Below are 21621 nucleotides of genomic sequence, written 5' to 3' on the forward strand. Positions count from 1 at the left end.
TCAGACCCGTCCGATGCTGACGTAGTCGAAGCCCTTCGCGCGAACATCGGACGGTGCGTAGATGTTGCGCAAGTCGACGAGCACCGGTGCTGCCGCCAGCTCCTTGACCCGATCGAGGTCGAGCGCGCGGAAGGCGTCCCATTCGGTCACGATGACCACCGCATCGGCGCCTTCGATTGCCTCATAAGAGTTCTCTGCCATAGCAACCTCGGGCATCAGCGGCTTGGCGATCTCCATGCCTTCCGGATCGTATGCGACGACGTTGACGCCGGCATCGGTCAGCGTCTGGGCGATTGCGATAGCCGGGCTGTCGCGCATGTCATCGGTGTTGGGCTTGAACGTCAGGCCCAGCAGCGCGACCTTTTTGCCGCGGGCTGCATCCATTCCACCGAGCGCATCGATAACCTTGCGGCCCATCGCGCGCTTGCGACTTTCGTTGGTCTTGACCACCGCCTCGATGATCCGCACCGGACTGTCATAATCTTCGGCCGTCTTCAGCAAGGCCAGCGTGTCCTTGGGGAAGCAGGAGCCGCCATACCCTGGGCCGGCATTGAGGAACTTGGGGCCGATGCGGCCGTCCATCCCGATCCCGCGCGCCACGTCCTGGACATTGCCGCCGACCTTTTCGCACAGATCCGCCATTTCGTTGATGAAGGTGATCTTGGTCGCGAGAAACGCATTGGCGGCATACTTGATCAGCTCGCTCGATCGGCGGCTGGTGAAAAGGATCGGAGATTCGTTCAGATAGAGCGGGCGATAGACCTCCGTCATGATCTCGCGGCCGAAATCGTCTTCGGTACCGATCACGATACGGTCGGGGCGCTTGAAGTCGCCGATTGCGGCACCTTCGCGCAGGAACTCGGGGTTGGAAACAACGGCGAAGCGATGCTTTGTCCCGGCGTCGGCGATAATGCGTTCGACTTCGTCTCCGGTGCCGACCGGGACGGTGGACTTTGTCACGATGACCGCATCGTTGGCGAGGTTCTTGCCCACTTCGCGCGCGACTTCGTGAACGAAGGTGAGATCGGCGTGCCCGTCGCCGCGGCGGCTTGGCGTGCCGACGGCAATGAAGATCGCCTTTGCGCCCTCGATCCCTTCGCCGAGGTCTGTAGTGAAGCTGAGCCGACCGGCTTTGACATTCGCATCGACCAGCGCATCGAGCCCCGGCTCGTAGATCGGCATGATGCCATCATGCAGGCGGTCGATCTTGGACTGGTCCTTGTCGATGCAGACAACGTCGTGGCCGAAATCGGCAAAGCATGCACCGGAAACCAGGCCGACGTAGCCGGATCCCACCATTGCGATTTTCATACCAAGCTGTCCCTTTTTTCGATCCTGATTGTGCCGTTGTCGTCCACGGCCTGAATCATGCGCCGCCGGTTTTCTTCCAGCACCAGCGCGGTTAGTCGCCCGAAGCGGAAGGCTCCCGTATCGATGCCTATACGGTTGCTTTTCTCATCGACGTCTTCGAAGATCGTGTGACCATGTACGACCACGCGCGGATGCGGCTGGTCGTAGGCCAGAAAACGGTCCCGGATCCACAGCAAGTCGTCGCGCGCCTGCTCTTCCAGCGCCACCTTTGGCTTGATGCCGGCGTGGACAAAGACGTAATCGCCAGCGATGACCATCTCTTCGAAGTTTTTGATGAACTTACGGTGCGACTTGGGCACGAGGTCGTGCAGCAACTCCTGCAGTTCGTCGAGTGTCGCGGCGTTGTATTTCTTGGGCGAGATGCCGTAGCTGAGGATTGTGTCGCGGCCGCCATGGCGGAGGAAATGGCGCAGGACCTTGGTATTTTCGAAGGACTGCAGGAACATCTCTTCATGATTGCCGGCGAGAATCCGTACCGGACGGCGTTTCTTCCACGCGCGCGCGTTCTCGATCACCTTTGCGCTTTCGGGACCGCGGTCGACCAGGTCGCCGAGCAGCACGACCTGCGTGTCGAGTTCGGGCACCTTGTCGCATTCCTTGTCGATCGCCTTGATCAGCGCTTCGAACAGGTCGTTGCGACCGTGAATATCGCCGATCGCGTAATAGCGCGTCCCTTCCGGCACGAATGCGGAAGGCGCGTCCGATTTGGATCGGATGAGTTTCTTGATCGACTTAAGCATGGAGGTGTGGGGCTACGGCAATTCGTCGGGGGGCGCCATAGGGGCTCGGGCCACCTATCGCAACGCACAATCCTGTGAGCGTAGCGGAGCAGTGGTGCGAAAACGCAACGCTCGCCCCGGCGTTGAGGGCTAGTCTACAATTTTCTTGTGCAGCGCAGCAAACCCGTGCAAGTATCTGTCTCGTCGACCCGAGATTGCAGGCAAAAATTGCAACCGGTCGGCGCGCAGGTGGGACGAAGCGACACCCTAACGAAGGAAAATGTCATGCTTACGTCCTCTCGCGGCCTCGCCGCGACCTTTCTTGCCGGTACTGCCTTCGTGGCAACTCCGGTTTTCGCCACCGAAACCAACGAGACCGTCGCGGGCAGCGAGGCAAGGCCGGTGGCTCAAACGATCGAAATCGAAGCCATTGATGCCTTGATTGGCGACGGGCAGGCCGATGCGCCTGCCGATGCATTCTCGGTGGAGGCCGACGCGCTCGAGCGTGTCATTGCTCCGGTGGACAAGCCCAGCAAGGCCGGTGGCGACAGCGGTGTCGAATTCTCCGCCAATGTCGCGCTCACGACCGAATACCGTTTCCGCGGCGTCGACCTGTCGGGCGGAGAGCTCGCCATCCAGGGCGGCTTCGACGTGACGCTTCCGGCCGGCTTCTATGTCGGTACCTGGGCCAGCTCGCTCGACGAGACCACAGTCGGCTACGGCAGCACCGAGCTCGACGTCTATGGCGGCTGGAGCGGCGATGTCACCGACGGCGTTGCCCTCGATGTAGGTGTGATCGGCTATCTCTATCCCGATGCGGGCCCTGGCGATTTCGACTATGTCGAATTCTACGGTTCGGTCGCCTTCACTTTCGGCCCCGCCGAAACCACGCTCGGCGTCGCCTATGCGCCTGACCAGGACTCGCTCGGCAGCACCGACAATCTGTATCTGTACACCGACGTCGGTATCGGCATTCCCAATACGCCGATCACCATCAACGGCCATCTCGGATACACCGATGGCTTCCTGACCTTCACCAACGACGGCAAGGCGTGGGATTGGTCGATCGGTGCAGAGGTCGCGATCCCCGACACGCCGCTGTCGGTCAGCGCAGCCTATGTCGGGGCCGAGGGCGATATCCCGGCCGGCTTTTACGATTTCGTCGACGATGCTTTCGTCGTCACGGTGAGCGCCAGCTTCTGATCCGAGTCGCAGAACACGAAGGAGGGGGCGGGCGACCGCCCCCTTTTCCGCGTCAACCGATCGAGAAATTGATCGTCGTCACCACGCGGACCTTCTTGAAGGGCGAATCCGCAACGCCCCAGCCTCCGGCTTCGCCGTCGCGTGCCTCAATGGTGAAATAGCCCTGCGTCGCTTCGCGGATGGCACCCACCTCGGTCCCGCTGTCCTCCGCGAACTGCTCGGCGGCCGCACGGGCATCGCGGGTGGCTTCCGCGACCATCTCCGGCTTGATCTCGTTGAGCTTGGTGAAGCTGTAGGACATGCCCGATCCTTCCTCGAGAAAAACTCCCGTGCTCACGAGATCGAACTGGCGCGAGACGGCTTTCTGCGCGAGCGCGATATCGTCGCTGCGCAGCGCCAGCCGCTGGCGCACAGTATATTTGGTGACGCCGTTTTCGGTATAGCTCGAGACATTGGCGCCGGTCGGCTGGAGCGCATCTTCGGGAAAGCCGAGGTCCTTGAAGAAGGCGCGGATGTTCTCGGTATCGCGCCGCACCTTGGCCTGCGCACCGGCCAGGTCGGTCGAACTGCTGGCATAGCTGATCGTCCAGGTCGCGAGATCGGCCGTGACGTCGCGCTCGGCCAGTCCGCGCACGGTTACCGAGCGATCGGCTTCCTTGGCGCGCAGCAATCCGTCGCCCAACAGGTAGCCACCGGCGATAAGACCGATCGACACGACAGCCGCAGTGCTCAGCCAGCGCTTGGTCAGGGCATCCAGAAAGCTGCCGCCTTTGCCATCGTACTCACCGACGAAGGGCTTGTCCCCCGACATGGTTTCGGGTCTGGTCTCCTCGCTCATTCATTCCTCCATCCGTCTCACCCTGCGACGAGTTGTGCATTTGTGTCGCTGAACCGTTTCTGAAGGAAAGCTGCATGGTCAAATATCTGCATTCGATGATCCGGGTCGCCGACCCGGACGCGGCAGTCGATTTTTTCAAATTGATTGGCTTGGAAGAGGTGCGCCGCTTCGATGTCGAAGCTGGGCGGTTCACGCTGATCTTCCTCGCCGCGCCCGGGCAGGAAGGCGTGGCCGAGGTCGAACTGACCTACAACTGGCCGCCCGAAGACGGCAGCGAACCGGAGGACTATGACGGTGGCCGCAATTTCGGCCATCTCGCCTACCGGGTCGACAATATCTACGAGACCTGCCAGCGGCTGATGGATGCGGGTGTGACGATCAACCGTCCGCCGCGCGACGGGCACATGGCCTTCGTCAAGTCACCCGACGGAATATCGGTCGAATTGCTGCAGGAAGGCAATCTGCCGCCGCAGGAACCCTGGGCCAGCATGGAGAATACCGGGAGCTGGTGAGCCGCTCGCGCTCCGTCAGGGGGTGACTGTCTGGGGCGGTCGCTCTTCGGGATGCGTCGTCGTCAGGCGCAGGATGGTGTAGCCGAGGATCGCCGAGATCAGCGAGCCGCCGAGAATGCCGATCTTGGCCTCGTCGATCAGCAGGCGGCTGTCGGTAAAGGCGAGCCCGCTGATGAAGAGCGACATGGTGAAGCCGATCCCGGTCAGGATGCTGACACCCCAGATCTCGATCCAGTTGGCGTTGGCCGGTGCTTTGGCAATGCCGAGTTTCACGGCAGCCACGATGATGCCGAAAATGCCAAGCTGTTTGCCCACCACCAGGCCTGCTGCGATGGCCAGCGGCAGTGGGGCCAGGACAGCGTCCAGACCCATGCCGCTGAGGTTCACACCGGCATTGGCGAAACCGAAGATCGGCACCACAAGATAGGCGCTCCACGGCGCGAGGCCATGCTCGAGCTTCTCCAGAAGCGAGTGTCCGTCCTTGCGGCGCATCGGGATGGTAAGTGCCGCCATCACGCCGGCGATGGTCGCATGAACGCCCGAGAACAGCACCGCCACCCAAAGCACCAGCGCGACGAGGATATAGGGCCAGATCCGGTCGACCCCGAACTTGTTCATGCCGACCATGACGCCGAAGATGCCCAGCGCGATGACGAGCCACATGACCTTGAGGTTCGCGGTGTAGAAGGCGGCGATTACGAGCACCGCACCGATATCGTCGACGATGGCGACAGTCAGCAGGAACAACCGCAGCGAGGCTGGCACACGACTGCCGAGCAGGCCGAGCACCCCCATGGCGAAGGCAATGTCGGTGGCGGCCGGGATCGCCCAGCCGCGCACCAGCGCGCTGTCCGTGCCGACAACGCCGACATATACAATCGCAGGTACGGCCATCCCTGCGATCGCCGCGAGCACCGGCAGCGTGCGTTGCTCGGGACTGGATAGCTGTCCGCAAATAAGCTCGCGTTTCACTTCCAGGCCGACGACGAAGAAGAAAATCGCCATCAGGCCGTCGTTGATCCACAGGTGCAGATCGTCGAGCTTGGCGATCGGGGTCCATGCCAGATCGCCGTAGAACATTTCTTCGTAAGCGCCCGCCAGCGGCGAATTGGCGACGATCATGGCCGCCGCTGCCACGAGTATCAGCAGAATGCCGGCAGAGGCATCGCTGACAAACAGGGCGCGGACGGGTGCAAAGGCGCGGGACAGGGGGCTGCGGATCGGGTCAACCATAGGTGCGCGCCCTATCGATGGATATTTCCCGCGTTGCAAGGCCCGATCCGGTTCGCTAGGTCAGTTAACGAGGACAGAGTCAGGAGCGCTCGTGAATCTCGCAGGCTTGACTGCGGGCGAATGTCTGGTTCTCGTCCAATACGAACTTCTTCTCTTTGCCGGACTCTTTTTCCTTTTGGGGGCGCTCGACGAACTGATCGTCGACGCGGTCTGGTTGTGGCTGAGACTGACCGGCCGCGGCGAAACCATCGAGGTCAGGCGGCGGGAGCGGTCTCTTCCGCTGGAAGGCAAGTCGGCGGTCTTTATCCCGGCCTGGCAGGAAGCGAACGTGATCGGCACCACCGTCGAGCACATGCTGTCGGCCTGGCCGCAGCGCGCGTTGCGGCTCTATGTCGGCTGCTATCGCAACGATCCCGCGACGCTTGCGGCGATCGTCGAGGCCGCGCCGGGCGATCCGCGCCTGCGTGTGGTGATCCACGATTGCGATGGTCCGACCACCAAGGCCGATTGCCTCAACCGGCTCTATCGCGCTGTCGAGGAAGACGAGGCTCGCTCGGGAGAGCGTTGCCGCATGGTATTGCTGCACGATGCAGAGGATATGGTCGATCCCGCCGCGCTCGAACTGTGCGGTCGCGCCATCGCCTCTGCCGATTTCATCCAGTTGCCGGTCTTGCCGGAGCCGCAGAAGCGCTCGCGCTGGATCGGCAGCCATTACTGCGAGGAATTCGCCGAAGCGCATGGCAAGGCGATGGTGGTGCGCGATGCGCTAATGTCTTGGTCAAAGAAACGCAGAGGGCGCGAGTTGGTTGTATTGACTTACACGCCTAACTTCGTAGTAAGAAAAACATGCACGGTCCAAGAAAAGATCGAGTTCATGATGAAGGTGCTTTTAACAAGCGGATTCATAGGGAAGCTAGTCGCGAGCGGATCGCGCCAGAGACTGCGCTTATTTGTGCCATTTGGGCAGGATCGGTTGCACTTGGGTTGTTCACGCTTTTCACCCTGTGATGTCGCAGAAGTCAGAACGGCTCGTTTCGTCGAGTGGTAAAACATAGCTGAAACAAAATGACTTTTCTTTTGGGCCTTTCTAGGCAAGAAGAAGGTCGATCGCTGAAAAGCATAGGGGGGAAGTAAATAATGAGATATGCGCCCATAGCGGTGGCAGCGCTTTGTGCTGCCGCCACGGCAGTTGCTCAAGATTCATCACAGCAAATGGCGCAAGCCGAGCAACCAACGACCCAGATCGCGCCTGCACCGATTGCAGCGCCGACTACGCAAAATGCTACGCTTCGCGCCGGCACACCTGTCACTTTGCGATTCATGGAGGAAGTGACCACGAAGAAGAAACGCGCGAGAGTCGGCCAGCGTGTCCGAATGGAAGTCGTGTCACCGGTAGAGGTCAACGGTGTCGTGGTTATTCCAGCGGGCAGCCCTGCGGAGGGTGAGATTACGTCGGTTCGCAACAAGGGCATGTGGGGTAAATCTGGGCACCTGGAAGCGCAGGCTCTGTTTACTAGGGTCAATGGACGCCAAATCCGATTGTCTGGCACGGTCGACGATAAAGGTGTTACTGGTACAGGCGGTGTGGTCGCTTCCATCGCACTTGTGCCTCTCGCGGGGTTTTTCGTAACCGGGACGAGCGCCGTTCTGCCCAAAGGAGGCGAGTTCGGAGCTTTCATCGATGAAGACGTGCCATTGGCTATCGCTGCGTCGAAGCCCGCGCCGATGGTCGTTGGCGCTGCGGCGGAGCCGATGAGTGTTGGCAACGCGTCAGCAACAGCTCCAGTGACCGAACAGACCGCTGTTTCGGACCCCGCCTCCAAATGATCTGACCGAATCCAAACGCAAAGCAGCATTTCCATGAGCTTTATGCTTTGCGTGTGGAAACGGAACCTTTCGTGTTGCAATTGATCTTCAATCCAGTTAGCTAATCTAGCTACAGAGGACAGCGTTTCAAATAATGGGGCGCAAGAATGGGAATTATCAACGCAATAATTGCAGAAATTATCAAGGATGAAAAAGAAGGAGCGACTGTAACTAATGTCGTAAAGGCGACGCGGATCGATGCCAGCGATGCTCTTTACATCATTCGGTCGCTCCTGAAGGATCGCATAATCAAGAAGGTTGATGGTGATCGGCTGGTCAGCACGAATCCTAATGTCTATCGAAGGGCGTTACAGATCAATCTCGATAATGGCGGGTCGGCATTTGATTGGCCCGAGCGGGTTGCCGACGGAAGTAGAGCCGACGCGAAGCCGCGCGAGGGTGTCGGCAAAGATGAGTAGATCGCGAAATCCTACTCTGCAAGCCCGCCGAACTACATAGATTGAGAATATGTCGGCGGTGCCTTCGCCACGCCATTCGCGGACGGTCAGATGCGCGTGGTGCGGCGTATCGCAATCGGCGACCGGATGGCTTTGCAGGTCGGTGCAGGTGTGTGGGGCGGTGCGCAGGAGGGGGCTTCGCGGCTCGATGTGGGGCCAACCGTTGCAGCCGATCTCACGGTCGCGAAGGTGCCGCTGCGCCTGTCGCTCGACTACCACAAGCGCGTTGCCGGCAATGCGCAGCCCGGCAACGGGGTCGCGCTGACGCTCAGCAGCGGATTCTAGGCACCTGATAGCTTTAATACCCACGCCCGCTCGGCTAGGGCGGAGCGGCCCATGGATGTCTATCTTCCCATTGCGAATCTTTCGGTCGATGGTCTCCTCATCATCGCCCTCGGCGCGCTGACCGGCGTATTGTCGGGGCTGTTCGGCGTGGGCGGTGGATTCCTCACGACGCCGCTGCTTATTTTCTACGGCATCCCGCCCACCGTCGCCGCCGCATCGGCCGCGACGCAGGTTACCGGCGCGAGCGTTTCGGGTGTGCTCGCGCACCAGCGCCAGGGCGGGGTCGATTACCGCATGGGGCTGGTCCTGGTTGCGGGCGGGGTATTCGGGGCGATGATCGGCGCATTGCTGTTCCGGCTATTGCAGGCGCTCGGCCAGATCGATGTGGTCATCAACGTGCTCTACGTCCTGATGCTGGGCACCATCGGCGGGCTGATGATGCGCGAGGCGCTCGACGCCATCTTGGCGCGCGACAAGTCCGCCGCCAAGCAGGCGGCGAAGCGGCGGCACCACCCGCTTGTGGCGGCCTTGCCCTATCGCTGGCGGTTTTACGGGTCCGGCCTTTATATCTCGCCACTGGCTCCGCTGATCCTCGGGTTTCTCGTCGGTATCCTGACCATGCTGATGGGGGTCGGCGGCGGTTTCATGCTGGTGCCCGCCATGCTCTACATTCTCGGCATGAGCGGGCGGGTCGTGGTCGGCACATCGCTGTTCAATATCCTGTTCGTGACCATGGCGACGACGATGACGCATGCGCTCACCACCAAGGCTGTCGATCTCGTGCTGGCAGGCCTGTTGCTGATAGGGTCGGTGATGGGGGCGCAGTTCGGGACCAAGGTCGCGCTCAAGGCGCGGCCCGACATCCTGCGGCTGGTGCTGGCGACCATCGTGATCCTCGTCGCGCTGCGGATGTTGTTCGGGCTCGGGGTCCAGCCCGACGAGATATATTCGGTGGACGCGCTGTGAAGCGCACTCTCATCCTGATGCTCGCGCTGTTCGGCCTGACCGGGCAAAGCGATCCCGTGCTCGTGCCCGAAGTCTCCCAGCACCGGATCGAGTTGCGGCAGGGTTTCGTCGGTACCGAACTGCTGCTGTTCGGGGCCATTCTCGATCCTTCGCAGCGCCAGAACGATTTCGATATCGTGGTGGTGCTCAAGGGTCCGGCCGAGCCGATCCGCCTGCGCGAGAAGGAGCAGATCGGCGGCATCTGGATGAATGCCGACAGCATGGACTTCCGCTCGGCCCCGGCCTTTTTCGCGGTCGCATCGAGCCGCCCGATCGACGAGATAGTGGACGACCGTACGGCGGCGATCTTCGAATTCGGGACCGATTTCATACAGCTTTCCCCGAGCGGTGCGATCAACCCGGACGAACAGGCCCGGTTCCGCAACGGGCTGGTGGACCTGCGCGAGCGGCAACAGCTCTACAAGCAGGATTTCGGCGGGGTCGAGGTGCGCGAAGGTGTGCTCTACCAGGCACGGATATCGCTGCCGTCCAACGTCCAGACCGGGACCTATACGGCGGAGACGTTTGCCGTCAGCCGGGGCCGGGTGATCGCCTCGGCCATCGCCGAAGTCGAAGTGGAGAAGGTCGGCTTCGAACGCTTCGTGGAAGTCTTCGCGCAGTACCAGTCCTTCCTCTACGGCCTGACCGCGATCATGCTCTCGGTCGGCATGGGCTGGCTGGCCGGCCGCCTGTTCGCAATGATCTGAGCTTCTTGCCGGCATCATTGACGCGATCTTAACCCTGCTGCGGCTAGCGTCCCGCCGTTGAACCTCAGCAGGGAAGCAGGGTCCGATTGCATGACCGATATGGGTAACCAGGACATTCGCGCAGCAGCGCCGGCGGGCGAAGCGCAGGGCGCAAGAAGTGCAGCGCGGGCCGCCGACAATGCCGCCAAGCCGATCGGCGTGGTGCTGGAAATAGCGGGCTCGGGCTCGCAGATCGCGCTCGACCTCCAGCGGCTCAACGAATGCATGAAGGATGAAGATCCTTCGATCGCGCTCGCCGGCCAGGTCGGCAGCCAGATCAAGATCAAGGTCGGCGATAGCTGGCTCCTCGCCAGCGTCCGCAACCAGCGGCAGGACCGGCGCCAGAACGGCGGCATCATCGCCAATATCGACTTCCTGGGCGAAGGGCAGGAAGAAAAACTCACCGGTCGCATTCACAGCTTCAAGCGCGGCGTGACGCGTTACCCGGTGCCCGGTGCCTATATCTACCCGGCCAGCACCGCCGACCTCAAGATGGTCTATGCCAGCGATGGCCGCTCCAACATCCAGATCGGCACAGTCTATCCGACCAAGGATATCCGTGCCGGCATCTATGTCGACGCCATGCTGGGCAAGCATTTCGCGCTGCTCGGCTCGACCGGTACCGGTAAATCGACCAGCGCCGCGCTGATCCTGCACCGGATCTGCGAGGCCGCGCCAGCGGGTCATATCGTGATGGTCGACCCGCACGGCGAGTATTCCGCCGCGTTCAAGAACACCGGCATGATCCTCGACGTGTCGAACCTGCAGATGCCGTACTGGCTGATGAACTTCCAGGAACACTGCGAAGTTCTCCTTACCAGCAACGGCGACGACCGGCAGGTCGACGAGGATATCCTCGCCAAGTGCCTGCTCAGGGCGCGCAGCAAGAACCGGCTGGCCGAAAGCCTCGGCAAGATCACCGTCGATTCCCCGATACCGTATCTGCTGTCGGACCTTTCCACCGCGATCGCCGACGAAATGGGCAAGCTCGACAAGGCGACCTCGTCCGCGCCCTATATGCGGATCAAGAACAAGCTCGAGGAACTGAAGAGCGATCCGCGCTACCAGTTCATGTTCTCCGGCATGCTCGTCGGCGACACCATGGCGGATTTCATCGCCAAGATCTTCCGCATGCCGAGCGACGGCAAACCGATCGCCATTATCGACGTTTCGGGCGTGCCCTCGGACATTACCAGCACCGTCGTGGCCGTGCTCAGCCGCCTGGTCTTCGACTATGCGATCTGGGCCCGCGAAGAGCGCACCCGGCCGATCCTGCTCGTGTGCGAGGAAGCCCACCGTTACGTGCCCTCGGAGAAGAATGCCGACGGCTCCTCGGTCGGCGACATCCTCAGCCGGATCGCCAAGGAAGGCCGCAAATACGGCATCTCGTTGGGCCTCATCACCCAGCGTCCCTCGGACCTTGCCGAAGGCGTACTGTCGCAATGCGGCACGATCATCTCGATGCGCCTCAACAACGAGCGCGACCAAGCCTTCGTGAAAGCCGCCATGCCCGAAGGGGCGCGCGGTTTCCTCGACTCCATCCCCGCGCTGCGCAACCGCGAATGCATCGTCTGCGGCGAGGGCGTGGCCATTCCGATCCGCGTCTCCTTCGACAATCTCGAGGAATCCAAGCGCCCCGCGTCGGAAGACCCGAGCTTCGTCGAGCTGTGGAACCAGAGCGGCGGCGAAGAGGATTCGGTTCAGCGCGTCGTCCATCGCTGGCGCGCGCAGGGTTAAGTTTTTTGTTGTCCGCATCCCTTCCGGGATGCGATTTCCTCGCTCAAGGGACCTGACGGCCCAATCGATGCGGGCGGCCGGTCGGCCTTGCGGCGCTACGCGCCGTGCTCCGCGACCAAGAATTGAGAGCTGGAGTTATCGCGAGGCATAGCCGAGCCAGAGCGCGACTGCGCGACCGGAGGGGTGGCCCCGAAGGGGTCGGGCCCCCGGAGGATAGCCCAAGGCCGCGGATGCGGCCGCCGGCGCTTGAGGCCAAACAAATTACGTACCCCGCGTATCTCCGAACAGATGGATATGCAGCCGGTCACTCATCCTGAAGCCATGCTCAAGGCATAGCGGTACCAGCCATTGCTCGCGTTCGCGCAGTGTCTCGCTGTCGGTACCCTCTGGCATCAGGAAGATGCGCTTGGCCGGGATGGCATGTGCGCGTTGCAGGGTTAGCACTTCCTCGACATCGCTGGGTTCGGCGATGACGAATTTGAAGAAGGCGCGGTCATCGAGCGCGTAGCTGTCCAACCGTTCGGTGATCAGCGCCAGCTCCGCCGGATTGCCCGAATGCGCGAGCTTGGGACTGACATTGTACTGGTCGATGCGGATATCGAGCCGGGGCGGGGCCTTGGTCGTGCCGTTGGTTTCGATTTCCACAGTCATATCGGGCAAAAGCTCGAGCAGCTCCGCCAGCGGCCCGCCCTGCATCAGCGGCTCGCCGCCGGTAATGACCAGCCGCTTCTGTCCCAGCGCCGCGATCCGCTCCGCCACATCGGCGGGATCGAGAGAGACCTGATTGGCCTTGCGCTCGAACGTCTCGCCGCTGCGATGCGGGCGAGTATCGCCTTCGAAGTGCCAGGTGTAGGCCGTGTCGCACCAGACGCAGGCGAGGTTGCAGCGCGACAGGCGCACGAAGGCGACCGGCGCACCGGCCGAAAGGCCTTCGCCTTGGACGGAGGCGAAAATTTCCGGACCCCCGGTATCGTCGGTCGCGAGCGTGAGTTGCGCCATGGTATGCGAAAATTTCCTACTTGGGTGACAAAGGTGACAGGGTGTCACCCGGGGATGGTCGGTCTAAATATCTGATTTTACGAGGATAACTATAATTCCGGACAGGTGACACATCGCAGATCACTTTTCTCCAAAAAGCCCGCCTGAGACGCGCGTTGATCCGCCATGCCATTAAAACCCCGCGTAGGAAAATTCGATCGTGGCAATCGTCACCGCATACCACCGTCATCCCGGACCCGATCCGGGATCCCGCTGCCTTTTGGCCCCCGCGCTCGACTGCAAGCAAGCTGGGCCCCGGATCAAGTCCGGGGTGACGGCCACAGGGATGGTCGCAACCAAGGAAAACGCTGCAATCACCACTCTGCCGGGTCGAGCGCAAACAGCTCGACCAGCTGCGCGTAAAGCGCCGGCTCTTCGCGTTTGAGCCCTGTCGGCTTTTCGAAGAAGGTCACGATCGCTTCGGCAAAGAATTCCTGGTGGTTGGTGCCGCCGTAGGGATCGATCAGGGTCCGCTCCCCGCGCTCGAGCCGCGCGACATGATCGTTGTAGGCGTCCAGCATGGCCTTTTCCCAGCGCGCATAGGTCTGCCCCCTACGCAGGATCGGAATACCGTTGGTGTGACCGGACAGGGCATCGAGCTGGTGCGCGAATTCGTGGATGACGACATTGTGGCCGTCCGTCGCGTCGAGCCCGCCCTGCAGCGCATCGTCCCACGACAGCACCACCGGGCCGCGCGCCCAGCTTTCGCCGAGCGTCGCGTGCCGCCCCTCGTGCACGAAGTGGCCATCTTGCGTATCGCGGTTCGTCAGGAAGGCGGACGGATAGACCAGCACGTTCCTGATCGTGTCATACCAGACCGGGCTGTTGACGACGAGGAGGCAGGCCTGCGCGGCGATGGAGAGCTGCATCTCCTCCCGCACCTCGAGATCGTTGAGGCCGCGGAAGGTGACCTGGTCGAGGAACAGGTTGATCTTGCCTTCCAGCTTCGCCTGCAACTCGCGCGGCAACCGCTTCACCAGCGGCACCAGCCGCTCGACCACTGCGCGCTGCTGCGGGGTCAGCGGCGTTGCCAGCAGTTCGCGGCGTTTCCGCAACCGCGATTGCCGCCGGTACAGCAGGGCTGCGACGATCAGCAGCGGTATCGAGAGGGCAAGCCAAGGCGACATCAGGTGAAGGTAAGGTCGCTCCGGCGGTTTGGGTAGGTCTACCCCAACCGTGCGAGCGCTGTCTGCAACCGCTCGACTTCGGCGCTGTGATGCGCGTGGTCGGCCTTGGCTTTCTCGACCGCTTCGGGCTTGGCACGCTCCACGAAGTGGGGGTTGGACAGCCGCCCGTCGAGCGATTTCACTTCCTTCTGGGAGGCTTCGAGGGCCTTGCTGAGGCGCGTTTTCTCGGCCTCGATATCGATTATGCCTTCGAGCGGGATAACGAACACGTCCGAGAGCGCAGTCACCTGCATCGCGGGGCCGGACGGGGCCTCGCCGACTGTCACGGGCGTCAACCGCGCGAGCCGTTCGATGGCGGCGCTGCTGCGCTCGATCGTGCTGGCGGCCAAGTCCGAAGGCGAGGGCACGAAGGCCGCCAGCTTCTCGCCCGGCGGGATGCCGAGCTCGTTCTTGGCCGAGCGGACATTGGTCGTGAGGTCGATCACCCAGTCGATCGCATCGGTCGCTTCCTTGGAAACTTCCGCGCGCGGGTTTGGCCATTGCGCGAGGATCAGTTCGTAGGGCCGCTCACGCCCGCTTGTTGTTCCTTGGGCATGCCACAGCTCCTCGGTGATGAAGGGCATGAAGGGGTGTAGCATGACGAGGATTTGGTCGAGCGCCCAGCCGGCGACTTGGCGCGTTTCGGTGGCGGGCGACCACTCCCCTCTCCTTCAGGGGAGGGGGGTCGGGGGGGAGGGGGCTGGCTAGCGCTGTCCTCATTCCCCTCTCCCAACCCTCTCCCCTCAAGGGGAGAGGGCTTTTCTGCAAACATCGGTTTGATCAGCTCGAGGTACCAGTCGCAGAAACGGCTCCAGGTGAACTGGTAGATCGCATTGGCCGCCGCGTCGAAGCGCAGGTCGGCCATCGCCTGCTCGATCTCTTCGCAGACCTGCTGGACTTCGCCGATAATCCACTGGTTGGCAGCCAGGCGCGCAGGTGGCGCTTTTATCGTGGTCGAAGCACCGATGCCGTTGGACTGGCAAAACCGCGTCGCGTTCCACAGCTTGGTGGCGAAGTTGCGGTATCCCTCGACACGGCTTTGATCCATTTTGATGTCGCGGCCCTGGCTTTCCATCGCCGCCATGAAGAAGCGCAGGGCATCCGCGCCATACTGGTCGATCAGGCCGAGCGGATCGACGACATTGCCCTTGGACTTGGACATTTTTGCGCCGTCGGCCGCGCGCACCAGGCCGTGGAGATAGAGCTTGGGCCAGGGCTTGAGCCCGGTGTTGTAATACCCCGCCATCATCATCCGCGCATCCCAGAAGAACAGAATGTCGAAGCCGGATATCAGCAGGTCGTTGGGGTAGTGTTTTTCGAGCAGCGCCGTTTCGTCCGGCCAGCCGAGCGTGGCGAAGGGCCAGAGGGCGGAGGAAAACCAAGTGTCGAGGACGTCGGAGTCCTGCGTCAGAGTAACCCCGTCGCCGGCTTGCGCCTGCGCTTCTTCTTCGGACATCGCGACATAGCATTCGCCATTATCGCCATACCATGCCGGAATCCGGTGCCCCCACCATAGCTGGCGGCTGACGCACCAGGGCTGGATGTTCTCCATCCAGTTGAAGAAGGTCTTCTCCCAAGCTTTGGGGACGATTTCGATCTCGCCGCTCTTCACAGCTTCAATCGGCTTTTTGGCCAGTTCCTCGGCATTCACATACCATTGGTCGGTCAGCCACGGCTCGATCACCACGCCGCCGCGGTCGCCGAAGGGGGTGGCGATCTGGCGCGGCTCGGCGTCCATCTCGACTTCCTCGCCCTTTTTGGTCTTGGCGATGTGCGGGATCAGGTAGCCCTGTTCCTTGAGCCGCTTGACGACCAGTTCGCGTGCGCCGGTGTCCTCGCCCGCGATATTGCCGCGCTTGAAGCGGTGCAGGCCGATAAATTCCTCCGGCACCAACCCGTCGGCGGTCTGGCAGACATTGGCGTCGCCATCGAGCATGTTGAGCATCTCGCCCGCCGCGATCCCCGCGCGCTTGCCGACTTCGAAATCGTTGAAATCGTGTCCCGGCGTGATCTTCACCGCGCCCGAGCCAAGCTCCGGATCGGCGTGTTCGTCGGCGACGATGGGGATGCGGCGACCTGTCAGCGGCAGGACAACGTGCTTGCCGACAACGCTGGCATAGCGCTCGTCGCTCGGATGCACGGCCACCGCCATGTCGGCGAGCATCGTCTCGGGCCGGGTGGTTGCGACTTCGATATAGTCTTGCCCGCTATCGAGCGTCACACCGTCGGCCAGCGGATATTTGAAATGCCAGAAATGGCCCGGGATCGTCTGCTGCTCGACCTCGAGATCGCTGATCGCGGTTTTCAGCTTGGGGTCCCAGTTCACCAGCCTTTTGTCGCGGTAGATCAGGCCGTCGTTATGGAGGTCGACGAAGACCTTGAGCACGGCCTTGGTGAAGTGCTCGTCCATCGTGAACTGCTCGCGGCTCCAGTCCATCGAGCAGCCGAGGCGGCGCAGCTGGCGGGTGATCGTGCCGCCGCTTTCCGCCTTCCATTTCCAGACGATATCGTTGAACTCGTCGCGCGTGTAATTGGTGCGCTTGTCCTGCTTGTCTTCGAGCTGGCGTTCGACCACCATCTGCGTCGCAATGCCCGCATGGTCGGTGCCGACCACCCACAGCGAATCCTTGCCGCGCAGCCGCTCGTAACGGATCACGATATCCTGCAGCGTGTTGTCGAGCGCGTGGCCGATATGCAGGCTGCCCGTCACATTGGGCGGCGGATTGACGATGGTGAAGGGCTCGGCATCCGGGCGTTCGGGCCGGAAGCAGCCGTTCTCTTCCCAATGCCGGTACCATCGCGCTTCGATCGCGGCGGGGTCGAACGTGGTGGGCAATGCAGTGCTCATGCGGCGAGGCATTGCCAGCGCGATTTGTGCATTGCAACGAAAAGCCGATAGCGTCTTGTTTGGCCAGCGATTTGCCCGCATAGGTTGCCGCGATGTCGGAAGGGGCAAGCTTTTCACTGCAGGAGCAGGACGACGGCACCACGGTGCTGCGGCTGGCAGGTCCCTATCTCGTCTCCACCATCGGCCCGATCGACCAGGACCTGCGCGCGCTCGAAGGCGGCTTTTCCGCCGTCGACCTGGGCGACGTTTCGCAGATCGACACGGTCGGGGCCTGGATGGCCTGCACTGTCGCCGGTGCCCACGATGCCGAAATCCGCAATGCCAGCGATCGAGCCTCGCGGCTGATCGATGCGGTGCAGGGCAGCATCAACAAGGCCGAAACAACGCCGGAGCGCGACCCGCTGTTCCGCCGGGTCGCCATGATGACCGGCGAGCGGGTGGTGGAGTTCGGGCACAATCTGCTCGACCTGCTCAGCTTCGCCGGCGCGATCGTCGCGGGTTTCGGCCGCCTGCTGCTCCATCCCGGCCGTTTCCCGCACAAGGCGCTGTTCCGCCAGCTGGAACTGGTCGGCATCAACGCGCTGCCGATCATCGGCCTGATGAGCTTTCTGATCGGGATCGTCATCGCCCAGCAAGGCGCGGTGCAGCTCGAACAGTTCGGGGCGGAAACGCTGACAGTCAATCTCGTCGGCCGCATCACCATGCGCGAACTGGGCGTACTGATGACGGCCATTATGGTCGCGGGCCGGTCCGGCAGCGCCTTTGCCGCGCAGATCGGGACGATGAAACTGACCGAGGAAGTCGACGCCATGCGCACGATCGGCATTTCCCCGGTCGAAGCGCTGGTGCTCCCGCGCATTCTCGCCGCCGTGCTGATGATGCCGCTGCTCGGCTTCTATTCCGCCTGTGTCGCTATCGTGGGCGGTGCGGTTGTCTCCGAATTCGCGCTTGGCATCCCGTTCTGGAACTTCCTCGAACGCATCCAGGACGTTGTGCCGACCTACGACCTGTGGGTCGGGCTCATCAAAGCGCCGGTCTTCGGCCTGATCGTCGCGCTCGCCGGCTGCTACCAGGGCATGCAGGTGCGCGGCAATTCGGAAGAGGTCGGCAGCCGCACGACCAAGGCGGTGGTGCAGGCGATCTTCATGGTCATCGTTCTCGATGCCTTCTTCGCCGTCTTCTTCACCGAGATCGGGTGGGGCTGAATGTCGGACGCAGCCTATCATCACGATACGCCGATCAGCGTGCGCGGTCTGAAGAACCAGTTCGGCAGCACCGTCGTGCACGAGGATCTCGACCTCGACGTGCGCAAGGGCGAAATTCTCGGTGTCGTTGGCGGGTCGGGCACCGGCAAGTCGGTGCTTATGCGCTCGATCATCGGCCTGCAGCGCCCGACCGAGGGCGAGGTCGAAGTCTTCGGCAATTCGATCACCGAAGCCGATCCCGACACGGAAATCGGCGTGCGCAGCCGCTGGGGCGTGCTGTTCCAGGGCGGGGCGCTGTTCTCGACCCTGACGGTGGCCGAGAATGTGCAGGTCCCGCTCAAAAAGTTCTATCCCGACATCGAGCCCGAGGTGATGAACGAAATCGCCCGCTACAAGGTGGTGATGAGCGGGCTGCCGGAAGATGCGGCGAGCAAATTCCCGTCCGAGCTGTCGGGCGGCATGAAAAAACGCGCCGGCCTCGCTCGCGCGCTGGCGCTCGACCCGGAACTGCTGTTCCTGGACGAGCCGACCGCCGGACTCGATCCGATCGGGGCGGCTGCGTTCGACGACCTCACGCGCGAACTGAAGGAAACGCTCGGCCTGACGGTGTTTCTGATCACCCACGATCTCGATACGCTCTACGAGATTTGCGACCGGGTGGCGGTGATCGCCGACAAGAAAGTCATCGCCGTGGGCACGATCCCCGAACTGCTCGAAACCGAGCATCCGTGGATACAGGAATATTTCAACGGGCCGCGCGGCCGGGCGGCAAAGGCGAGCCAGGACCGTGCCAATCGCGCGAAGACCGGCGATATGGACAATTCGGCCCGCAGCGGCTCAAAGGGATAAGGCATGGAAACGCGGGCAAATCATATCTGGGTCGGGGCGGTTTCGCTGGCTTTGCTGGCGGCGCTCGCGGCTTTCATCATCTGGATCGCGCGCTTCAACGAAGGCAACCAGAACGAATACGACATTTTCTTCCAGCAATCGGTTTCGGGGCTCGCCACCGGGTCGCAAGTATCCTTCGCGGGTGTCCCGGTCGGGCAGGTGTCGCAGATCGCACTGTGGGAACGCGATCCCGAATTCGTGCGCGTCCGTATCCGTGTGCAGGAGGAAGTGCCGATCCTGATCGGCACGACGGCCACCATCCAGGGCTCCTTCACCGGCGTCTCGACGATCCTGCTCGACGGTGCGCGGGCGGGCGCTCCGCCGATCGCCTGCGACGAAGCCAGCGCTTGTCCCGAAGGTGTACCCGTGATCCCGACCAAGCCGGGCGGGCTGGGCGAACTGCTGGCCAATGCGCCGCTTTTGCTCGAACGGCTGGCGACGCTGACCGAGCGGCTGACGCTGACGCTGTCCGACGATAACCAGGCCGCGCTGACCGGCATTCTCGCCAATACCAACGCGATGACCGAAGACCTCGCCCGCGCCACTCCGCGAATCGAGGCCACCCTGGCCGAACTCGAAATCACCCTTCGCGAAGCGGGCGAGACGCTCGATGCTTTTGAAAGCGTGACGCAATCGACCGACCAGCTGATCAATCAGGAAGGCCAGGCGCTGGCCGTCGAACTGCGCGGTACGCTCAAATCGGCGGCCGGGGCGCTCGATTCGCTGGGCAAGACGCTCGAAGAGGCGCAGCCCGCCGCCCGCCAGCTCAACAACCAGACGCTGCCCGCCGCCAATGCCACGCTGCAGGACCTGCGCGAGACCAGCCGTGCGCTGCGCGCCGTGACCGAGCGGCTCGAAAATGAAGGTGCCGCCGGCCTCGTCGGCTCCCCCAAACTGCCGGACTACGAACCGTGAGAGGACGAATGATGCGCTTCGCTTCACGCACTGCCCTGGGCCTCGCCGCCGCCCTCTCGCTCGCAGGCTGCCTCAGTTTCGGCAGCGAGCCGCCCGAGAGCCTGCTGACGCTGACGCCGGAACGCACAGCCAGCGCCGGGCAGCCGACCCAGGGCACCGGCCAGACCGCGCTGACCGTGGTCGAGCCGACAGCGCCGCAGCGCCTCTCCGTCAACCGCGTGCCGGTGCAGGTGGACGATGCCAATGTCGCCTATCTCAAGGACGCCATGTGGGTCGAAAAGCCGACCCGCCTGTTCCGCCGCTTGCTGAGCGAGACGATCCGCGCGAGCGGCAACCGCGTCGTTATCGACGGCTTCGACCCGACCATCGCCACCGGCGACCAGCTGCGCGGCAGCCTGGTCGATTTCGGCTACGATGCACGCACATCCTCCGTCATCGTGACCTTCGATGCCGTGCGCGAAGGCAGCGGCGACGTGATCACGACGCAGCGTTTTACAAGCGTGGTGCCGGGCGTGGCAGCGGAAGCGGGCCCGGTCGGCGATGCGCTGAACGAAGCCGCCAACGACGTGGCGCAGCAGGTTGCGGATTGGGTTGGGGGGTAGGGGCGAATTTCCTCCCAGCGATACGCTCGCTTCGTCGCTTTAGCGTCCAAGCGTAGTTGTAATCGCGGGCCGCCGTAGCCATCTAAGTCACAGCTACCAGCCGCAATCGACGGTCACCGCTTCCCCAATCGGAAGCCCTTTCCTTCAGTTCCGCCTCTTAGTCGCAGCCGGGTCAATTCTGGCGCGCTGCACACTCGCATGAAGGAATGGCACATGACACATTATGGCAAGATCAAGAGCTACGACAGCAGCTCGGGCACCGGTTCGATCACCGCGGAAAAGGGCGGCGACGTACTTCGCTTCAAGAAGGCGGACCTGCAGCAGGAAGGCCAGATGCCGAAAGTCGATCAGCGTTTCAGCTATGAAACCAGCGAAGTCGACGGTGGCAAGAAGCAAGCCGTGAATCTGCAGCACCAGCAGGGCGACGGCCAAAGCCAGAAGGACCAGGCCAGCGCACAGCAGGGCTGATCCGGACAAGAGCAAGGGCCGGGAGCTTAACTCCCGGCTCTTGCACATTGTCACTCGCAAGGAGTGTTCCGCGTGCCGATGAACCGATTTCTTTTCGATCACCAGCTAGCCGCCATGAAAGTCGACCGCTCGGGCTCGGCTGACGAGCGCATGCGGGCTGCCGACCTGTTGGGCGGGCGTGCAAAGCGGATCGCGGACTGGAGGAAGGCGAATGGCCTCTCCGAGCTCGGCTGGCCCCGCGAGGAACGGCTCCCCGTTGCAGAGATATGCCGAGGCGAGCAAGATGTCAGAAACAGCTAATCCCGACCAGCGCGCAAGCAACGAATGGGAAAACGAAGGCGGATCCACGGGATCGATTGCCGGCACGGCACTGCCCGAAGGGATCATTGCCGAAACATTGGTCCGATATCGCGTAGGATCCTACGTCTATTCAACGCTTGAGGACGCCGTGGCGCAACAACGCCGTCAGTCGCTTATGTGATACGCTAGGACCGATAGCACGCGCCCGTTCTCCTGCG

Annotated in this window: 24 protein-coding genes; 16 read left to right on the plus strand and 8 right to left on the minus strand. The window is 62.4% G+C overall.

Annotated features, from left to right (window positions below):
* Both EL2594_RS01210 and EL2594_RS01215 read right to left on the minus strand, forming a co-directional pair.
* A complete protein-coding gene (locus EL2594_RS01210; protein WP_011413211.1) occupies window positions 1-1311 on the minus strand; it encodes a UDP-glucose dehydrogenase family protein in 1311 nt (436 codons plus the stop codon).
* Complete coding sequence (locus EL2594_RS01215) at window positions 1308-2111, minus strand: metallophosphoesterase family protein (protein WP_011413212.1); 804 nt, start codon at window positions 2109-2111, stop codon at window positions 1308-1310. The genes EL2594_RS01210 and EL2594_RS01215 overlap by 4 nt, the downstream gene beginning before the upstream one ends.
* Before the next feature lie 264 nt (window positions 2112-2375).
* Between EL2594_RS01215 and EL2594_RS01220 the strand changes: the two genes are divergently transcribed.
* Entirely contained in the window at window positions 2376-3293 is a 918-nt protein-coding gene (locus EL2594_RS01220) for a TorF family putative porin (protein WP_011413213.1), read from the plus strand.
* A 52-nt stretch (window positions 3294-3345) separates the two neighbouring features.
* Here EL2594_RS01220 and EL2594_RS01225 read toward each other — a convergent pair whose 3' ends face one another.
* On the minus strand, window positions 3346-4131 hold the full coding sequence (locus EL2594_RS01225; protein WP_011413214.1) for an SIMPL domain-containing protein: 786 nt from the start codon (window positions 4129-4131) through the stop codon (window positions 3346-3348).
* A 74-nt stretch (window positions 4132-4205) separates the two neighbouring features.
* Here EL2594_RS01225 and EL2594_RS01230 point away from each other — a divergent pair, with 74 nt between their 5' ends.
* Window positions 4206-4643, plus strand: coding sequence for a VOC family protein (locus EL2594_RS01230; RefSeq protein ID WP_011413215.1), 438 nt, complete (start codon window positions 4206-4208; stop codon window positions 4641-4643).
* Window positions 4644-4658: 15 nt separating this feature from the next.
* Here the strand turns inward: EL2594_RS01230 and nhaA are convergent, their stop codons facing one another.
* Window positions 4659-5876 carry a Na+/H+ antiporter NhaA gene (gene nhaA / locus EL2594_RS01235; protein WP_011413216.1) on the minus strand — a complete coding sequence of 406 codons (1218 nt, stop codon included), beginning with the start codon at window positions 5874-5876 and terminating at the stop codon, window positions 4659-4661.
* A gap of 91 nt (window positions 5877-5967) precedes the next feature.
* Between nhaA and EL2594_RS01240 the strand changes: the two genes are divergently transcribed.
* From EL2594_RS01240 to EL2594_RS01270, 7 genes are all read left to right on the plus strand, one after another.
* Entirely contained in the window at window positions 5968-6924 is a 957-nt protein-coding gene (locus tag EL2594_RS01240) for a glycosyltransferase (RefSeq protein WP_011413217.1), read from the plus strand.
* Between the two features lie 89 nt (window positions 6925-7013).
* Window positions 7014-7703, plus strand: a complete 690-nt coding sequence (locus EL2594_RS01245) for a hypothetical protein (RefSeq protein WP_041684952.1) — start codon at window positions 7014-7016, stop codon at window positions 7701-7703.
* A 146-nt stretch (window positions 7704-7849) separates the two neighbouring features.
* Window positions 7850-8161, plus strand: coding sequence for a hypothetical protein (locus tag EL2594_RS01250; protein WP_011413219.1), 312 nt, complete (start codon window positions 7850-7852; stop codon window positions 8159-8161).
* A 99-nt stretch (window positions 8162-8260) separates the two neighbouring features.
* A complete protein-coding gene (locus EL2594_RS01255) occupies window positions 8261-8485 on the plus strand; it encodes a hypothetical protein (RefSeq protein ID WP_155805917.1) in 225 nt (74 codons plus the stop codon).
* Between the two features lie 51 nt (window positions 8486-8536).
* Window positions 8537-9451, plus strand: coding sequence for a sulfite exporter TauE/SafE family protein (locus EL2594_RS01260; RefSeq protein WP_011413221.1), 915 nt, complete (start codon window positions 8537-8539; stop codon window positions 9449-9451).
* 17 nt (window positions 9452-9468) lie between these two features.
* Window positions 9469-10197: a TIGR02186 family protein gene (locus tag EL2594_RS01265; protein ID WP_041685509.1), complete on the plus strand. Its 729-nt coding sequence runs from the start codon at window positions 9469-9471 to the stop codon at window positions 10195-10197.
* Between the two features lie 90 nt (window positions 10198-10287).
* Window positions 10288-11973 (plus strand): ATP-binding protein, encoded by a 1686-nt coding sequence (locus EL2594_RS01270; RefSeq protein WP_011413223.1) that lies wholly within the window; start codon window positions 10288-10290, stop codon window positions 11971-11973.
* A 261-nt stretch (window positions 11974-12234) separates the two neighbouring features.
* Here EL2594_RS01270 and EL2594_RS01275 read toward each other — a convergent pair whose 3' ends face one another.
* The 4 genes from EL2594_RS01275 to EL2594_RS01290 all read right to left on the minus strand — a co-directional run bounded on the left by EL2594_RS01275 (window position 12235) and on the right by EL2594_RS01290 (window position 17025).
* Window positions 12235-12972: a 7-carboxy-7-deazaguanine synthase QueE gene (locus EL2594_RS01275; RefSeq protein WP_011413224.1), complete on the minus strand. Its 738-nt coding sequence runs from the start codon at window positions 12970-12972 to the stop codon at window positions 12235-12237.
* A gap of 353 nt (window positions 12973-13325) precedes the next feature.
* Entirely contained in the window at window positions 13326-14138 is an 813-nt protein-coding gene (locus EL2594_RS01280; protein WP_011413225.1) for a zinc-dependent peptidase, read from the minus strand.
* A gap of 38 nt (window positions 14139-14176) precedes the next feature.
* Entirely contained in the window at window positions 14177-14776 is a 600-nt protein-coding gene (locus EL2594_RS15720; RefSeq protein WP_267878783.1) for a class I tRNA ligase family protein, read from the minus strand.
* Window positions 14689-17025: a valine--tRNA ligase gene (locus EL2594_RS01290; protein ID WP_011413227.1), complete on the minus strand. Its 2337-nt coding sequence runs from the start codon at window positions 17023-17025 to the stop codon at window positions 14689-14691. Before EL2594_RS01290 ends, EL2594_RS15720 begins: the two co-directional genes overlap by 88 nt.
* A gap of 92 nt (window positions 17026-17117) precedes the next feature.
* Here EL2594_RS01290 and EL2594_RS01295 point away from each other — a divergent pair, with 92 nt between their 5' ends.
* The 7 genes from EL2594_RS01295 to EL2594_RS15265 all read left to right on the plus strand — a co-directional run bounded on the left by EL2594_RS01295 (window position 17118) and on the right by EL2594_RS15265 (window position 21584).
* The gene (locus EL2594_RS01295; RefSeq protein ID WP_011413228.1) at window positions 17118-18230 is read left to right on the plus strand and encodes an ABC transporter permease; all 1113 of its coding nucleotides are present in this window, start codon (window positions 17118-17120) and stop codon (window positions 18228-18230) included.
* Window positions 18231-19079: an ABC transporter ATP-binding protein gene (locus EL2594_RS01300; protein ID WP_011413229.1), complete on the plus strand. Its 849-nt coding sequence runs from the start codon at window positions 18231-18233 to the stop codon at window positions 19077-19079.
* 3 nt (window positions 19080-19082) lie between these two features.
* Complete coding sequence (locus EL2594_RS01305; RefSeq protein WP_011413230.1) at window positions 19083-20033, plus strand: MlaD family protein; 951 nt, start codon at window positions 19083-19085, stop codon at window positions 20031-20033.
* An 8-nt stretch (window positions 20034-20041) separates the two neighbouring features.
* Window positions 20042-20635 (plus strand): ABC-type transport auxiliary lipoprotein family protein, encoded by a 594-nt coding sequence (locus tag EL2594_RS01310; RefSeq protein WP_011413231.1) that lies wholly within the window; start codon window positions 20042-20044, stop codon window positions 20633-20635.
* Between the two features lie 213 nt (window positions 20636-20848).
* Window positions 20849-21103 (plus strand): hypothetical protein, encoded by a 255-nt coding sequence (locus EL2594_RS01315; RefSeq protein WP_041685513.1) that lies wholly within the window; start codon window positions 20849-20851, stop codon window positions 21101-21103.
* A 78-nt stretch (window positions 21104-21181) separates the two neighbouring features.
* Window positions 21182-21403, plus strand: a complete 222-nt coding sequence (locus EL2594_RS01320) for a hypothetical protein (protein ID WP_011413233.1) — start codon at window positions 21182-21184, stop codon at window positions 21401-21403.
* Entirely contained in the window at window positions 21387-21584 is a 198-nt protein-coding gene (locus tag EL2594_RS15265; RefSeq protein ID WP_155805921.1) for a hypothetical protein, read from the plus strand. The genes EL2594_RS01320 and EL2594_RS15265 overlap by 17 nt, the downstream gene beginning before the upstream one ends.
* The last annotated feature ends 37 nt before the right edge of the window (window positions 21585-21621 follow it).

The organism is Erythrobacter litoralis HTCC2594 (assembly GCF_000013005.1).
In the GTDB taxonomy this organism is placed as follows: domain Bacteria; phylum Pseudomonadota; class Alphaproteobacteria; order Sphingomonadales; family Sphingomonadaceae; genus Parerythrobacter; species Parerythrobacter litoralis_A.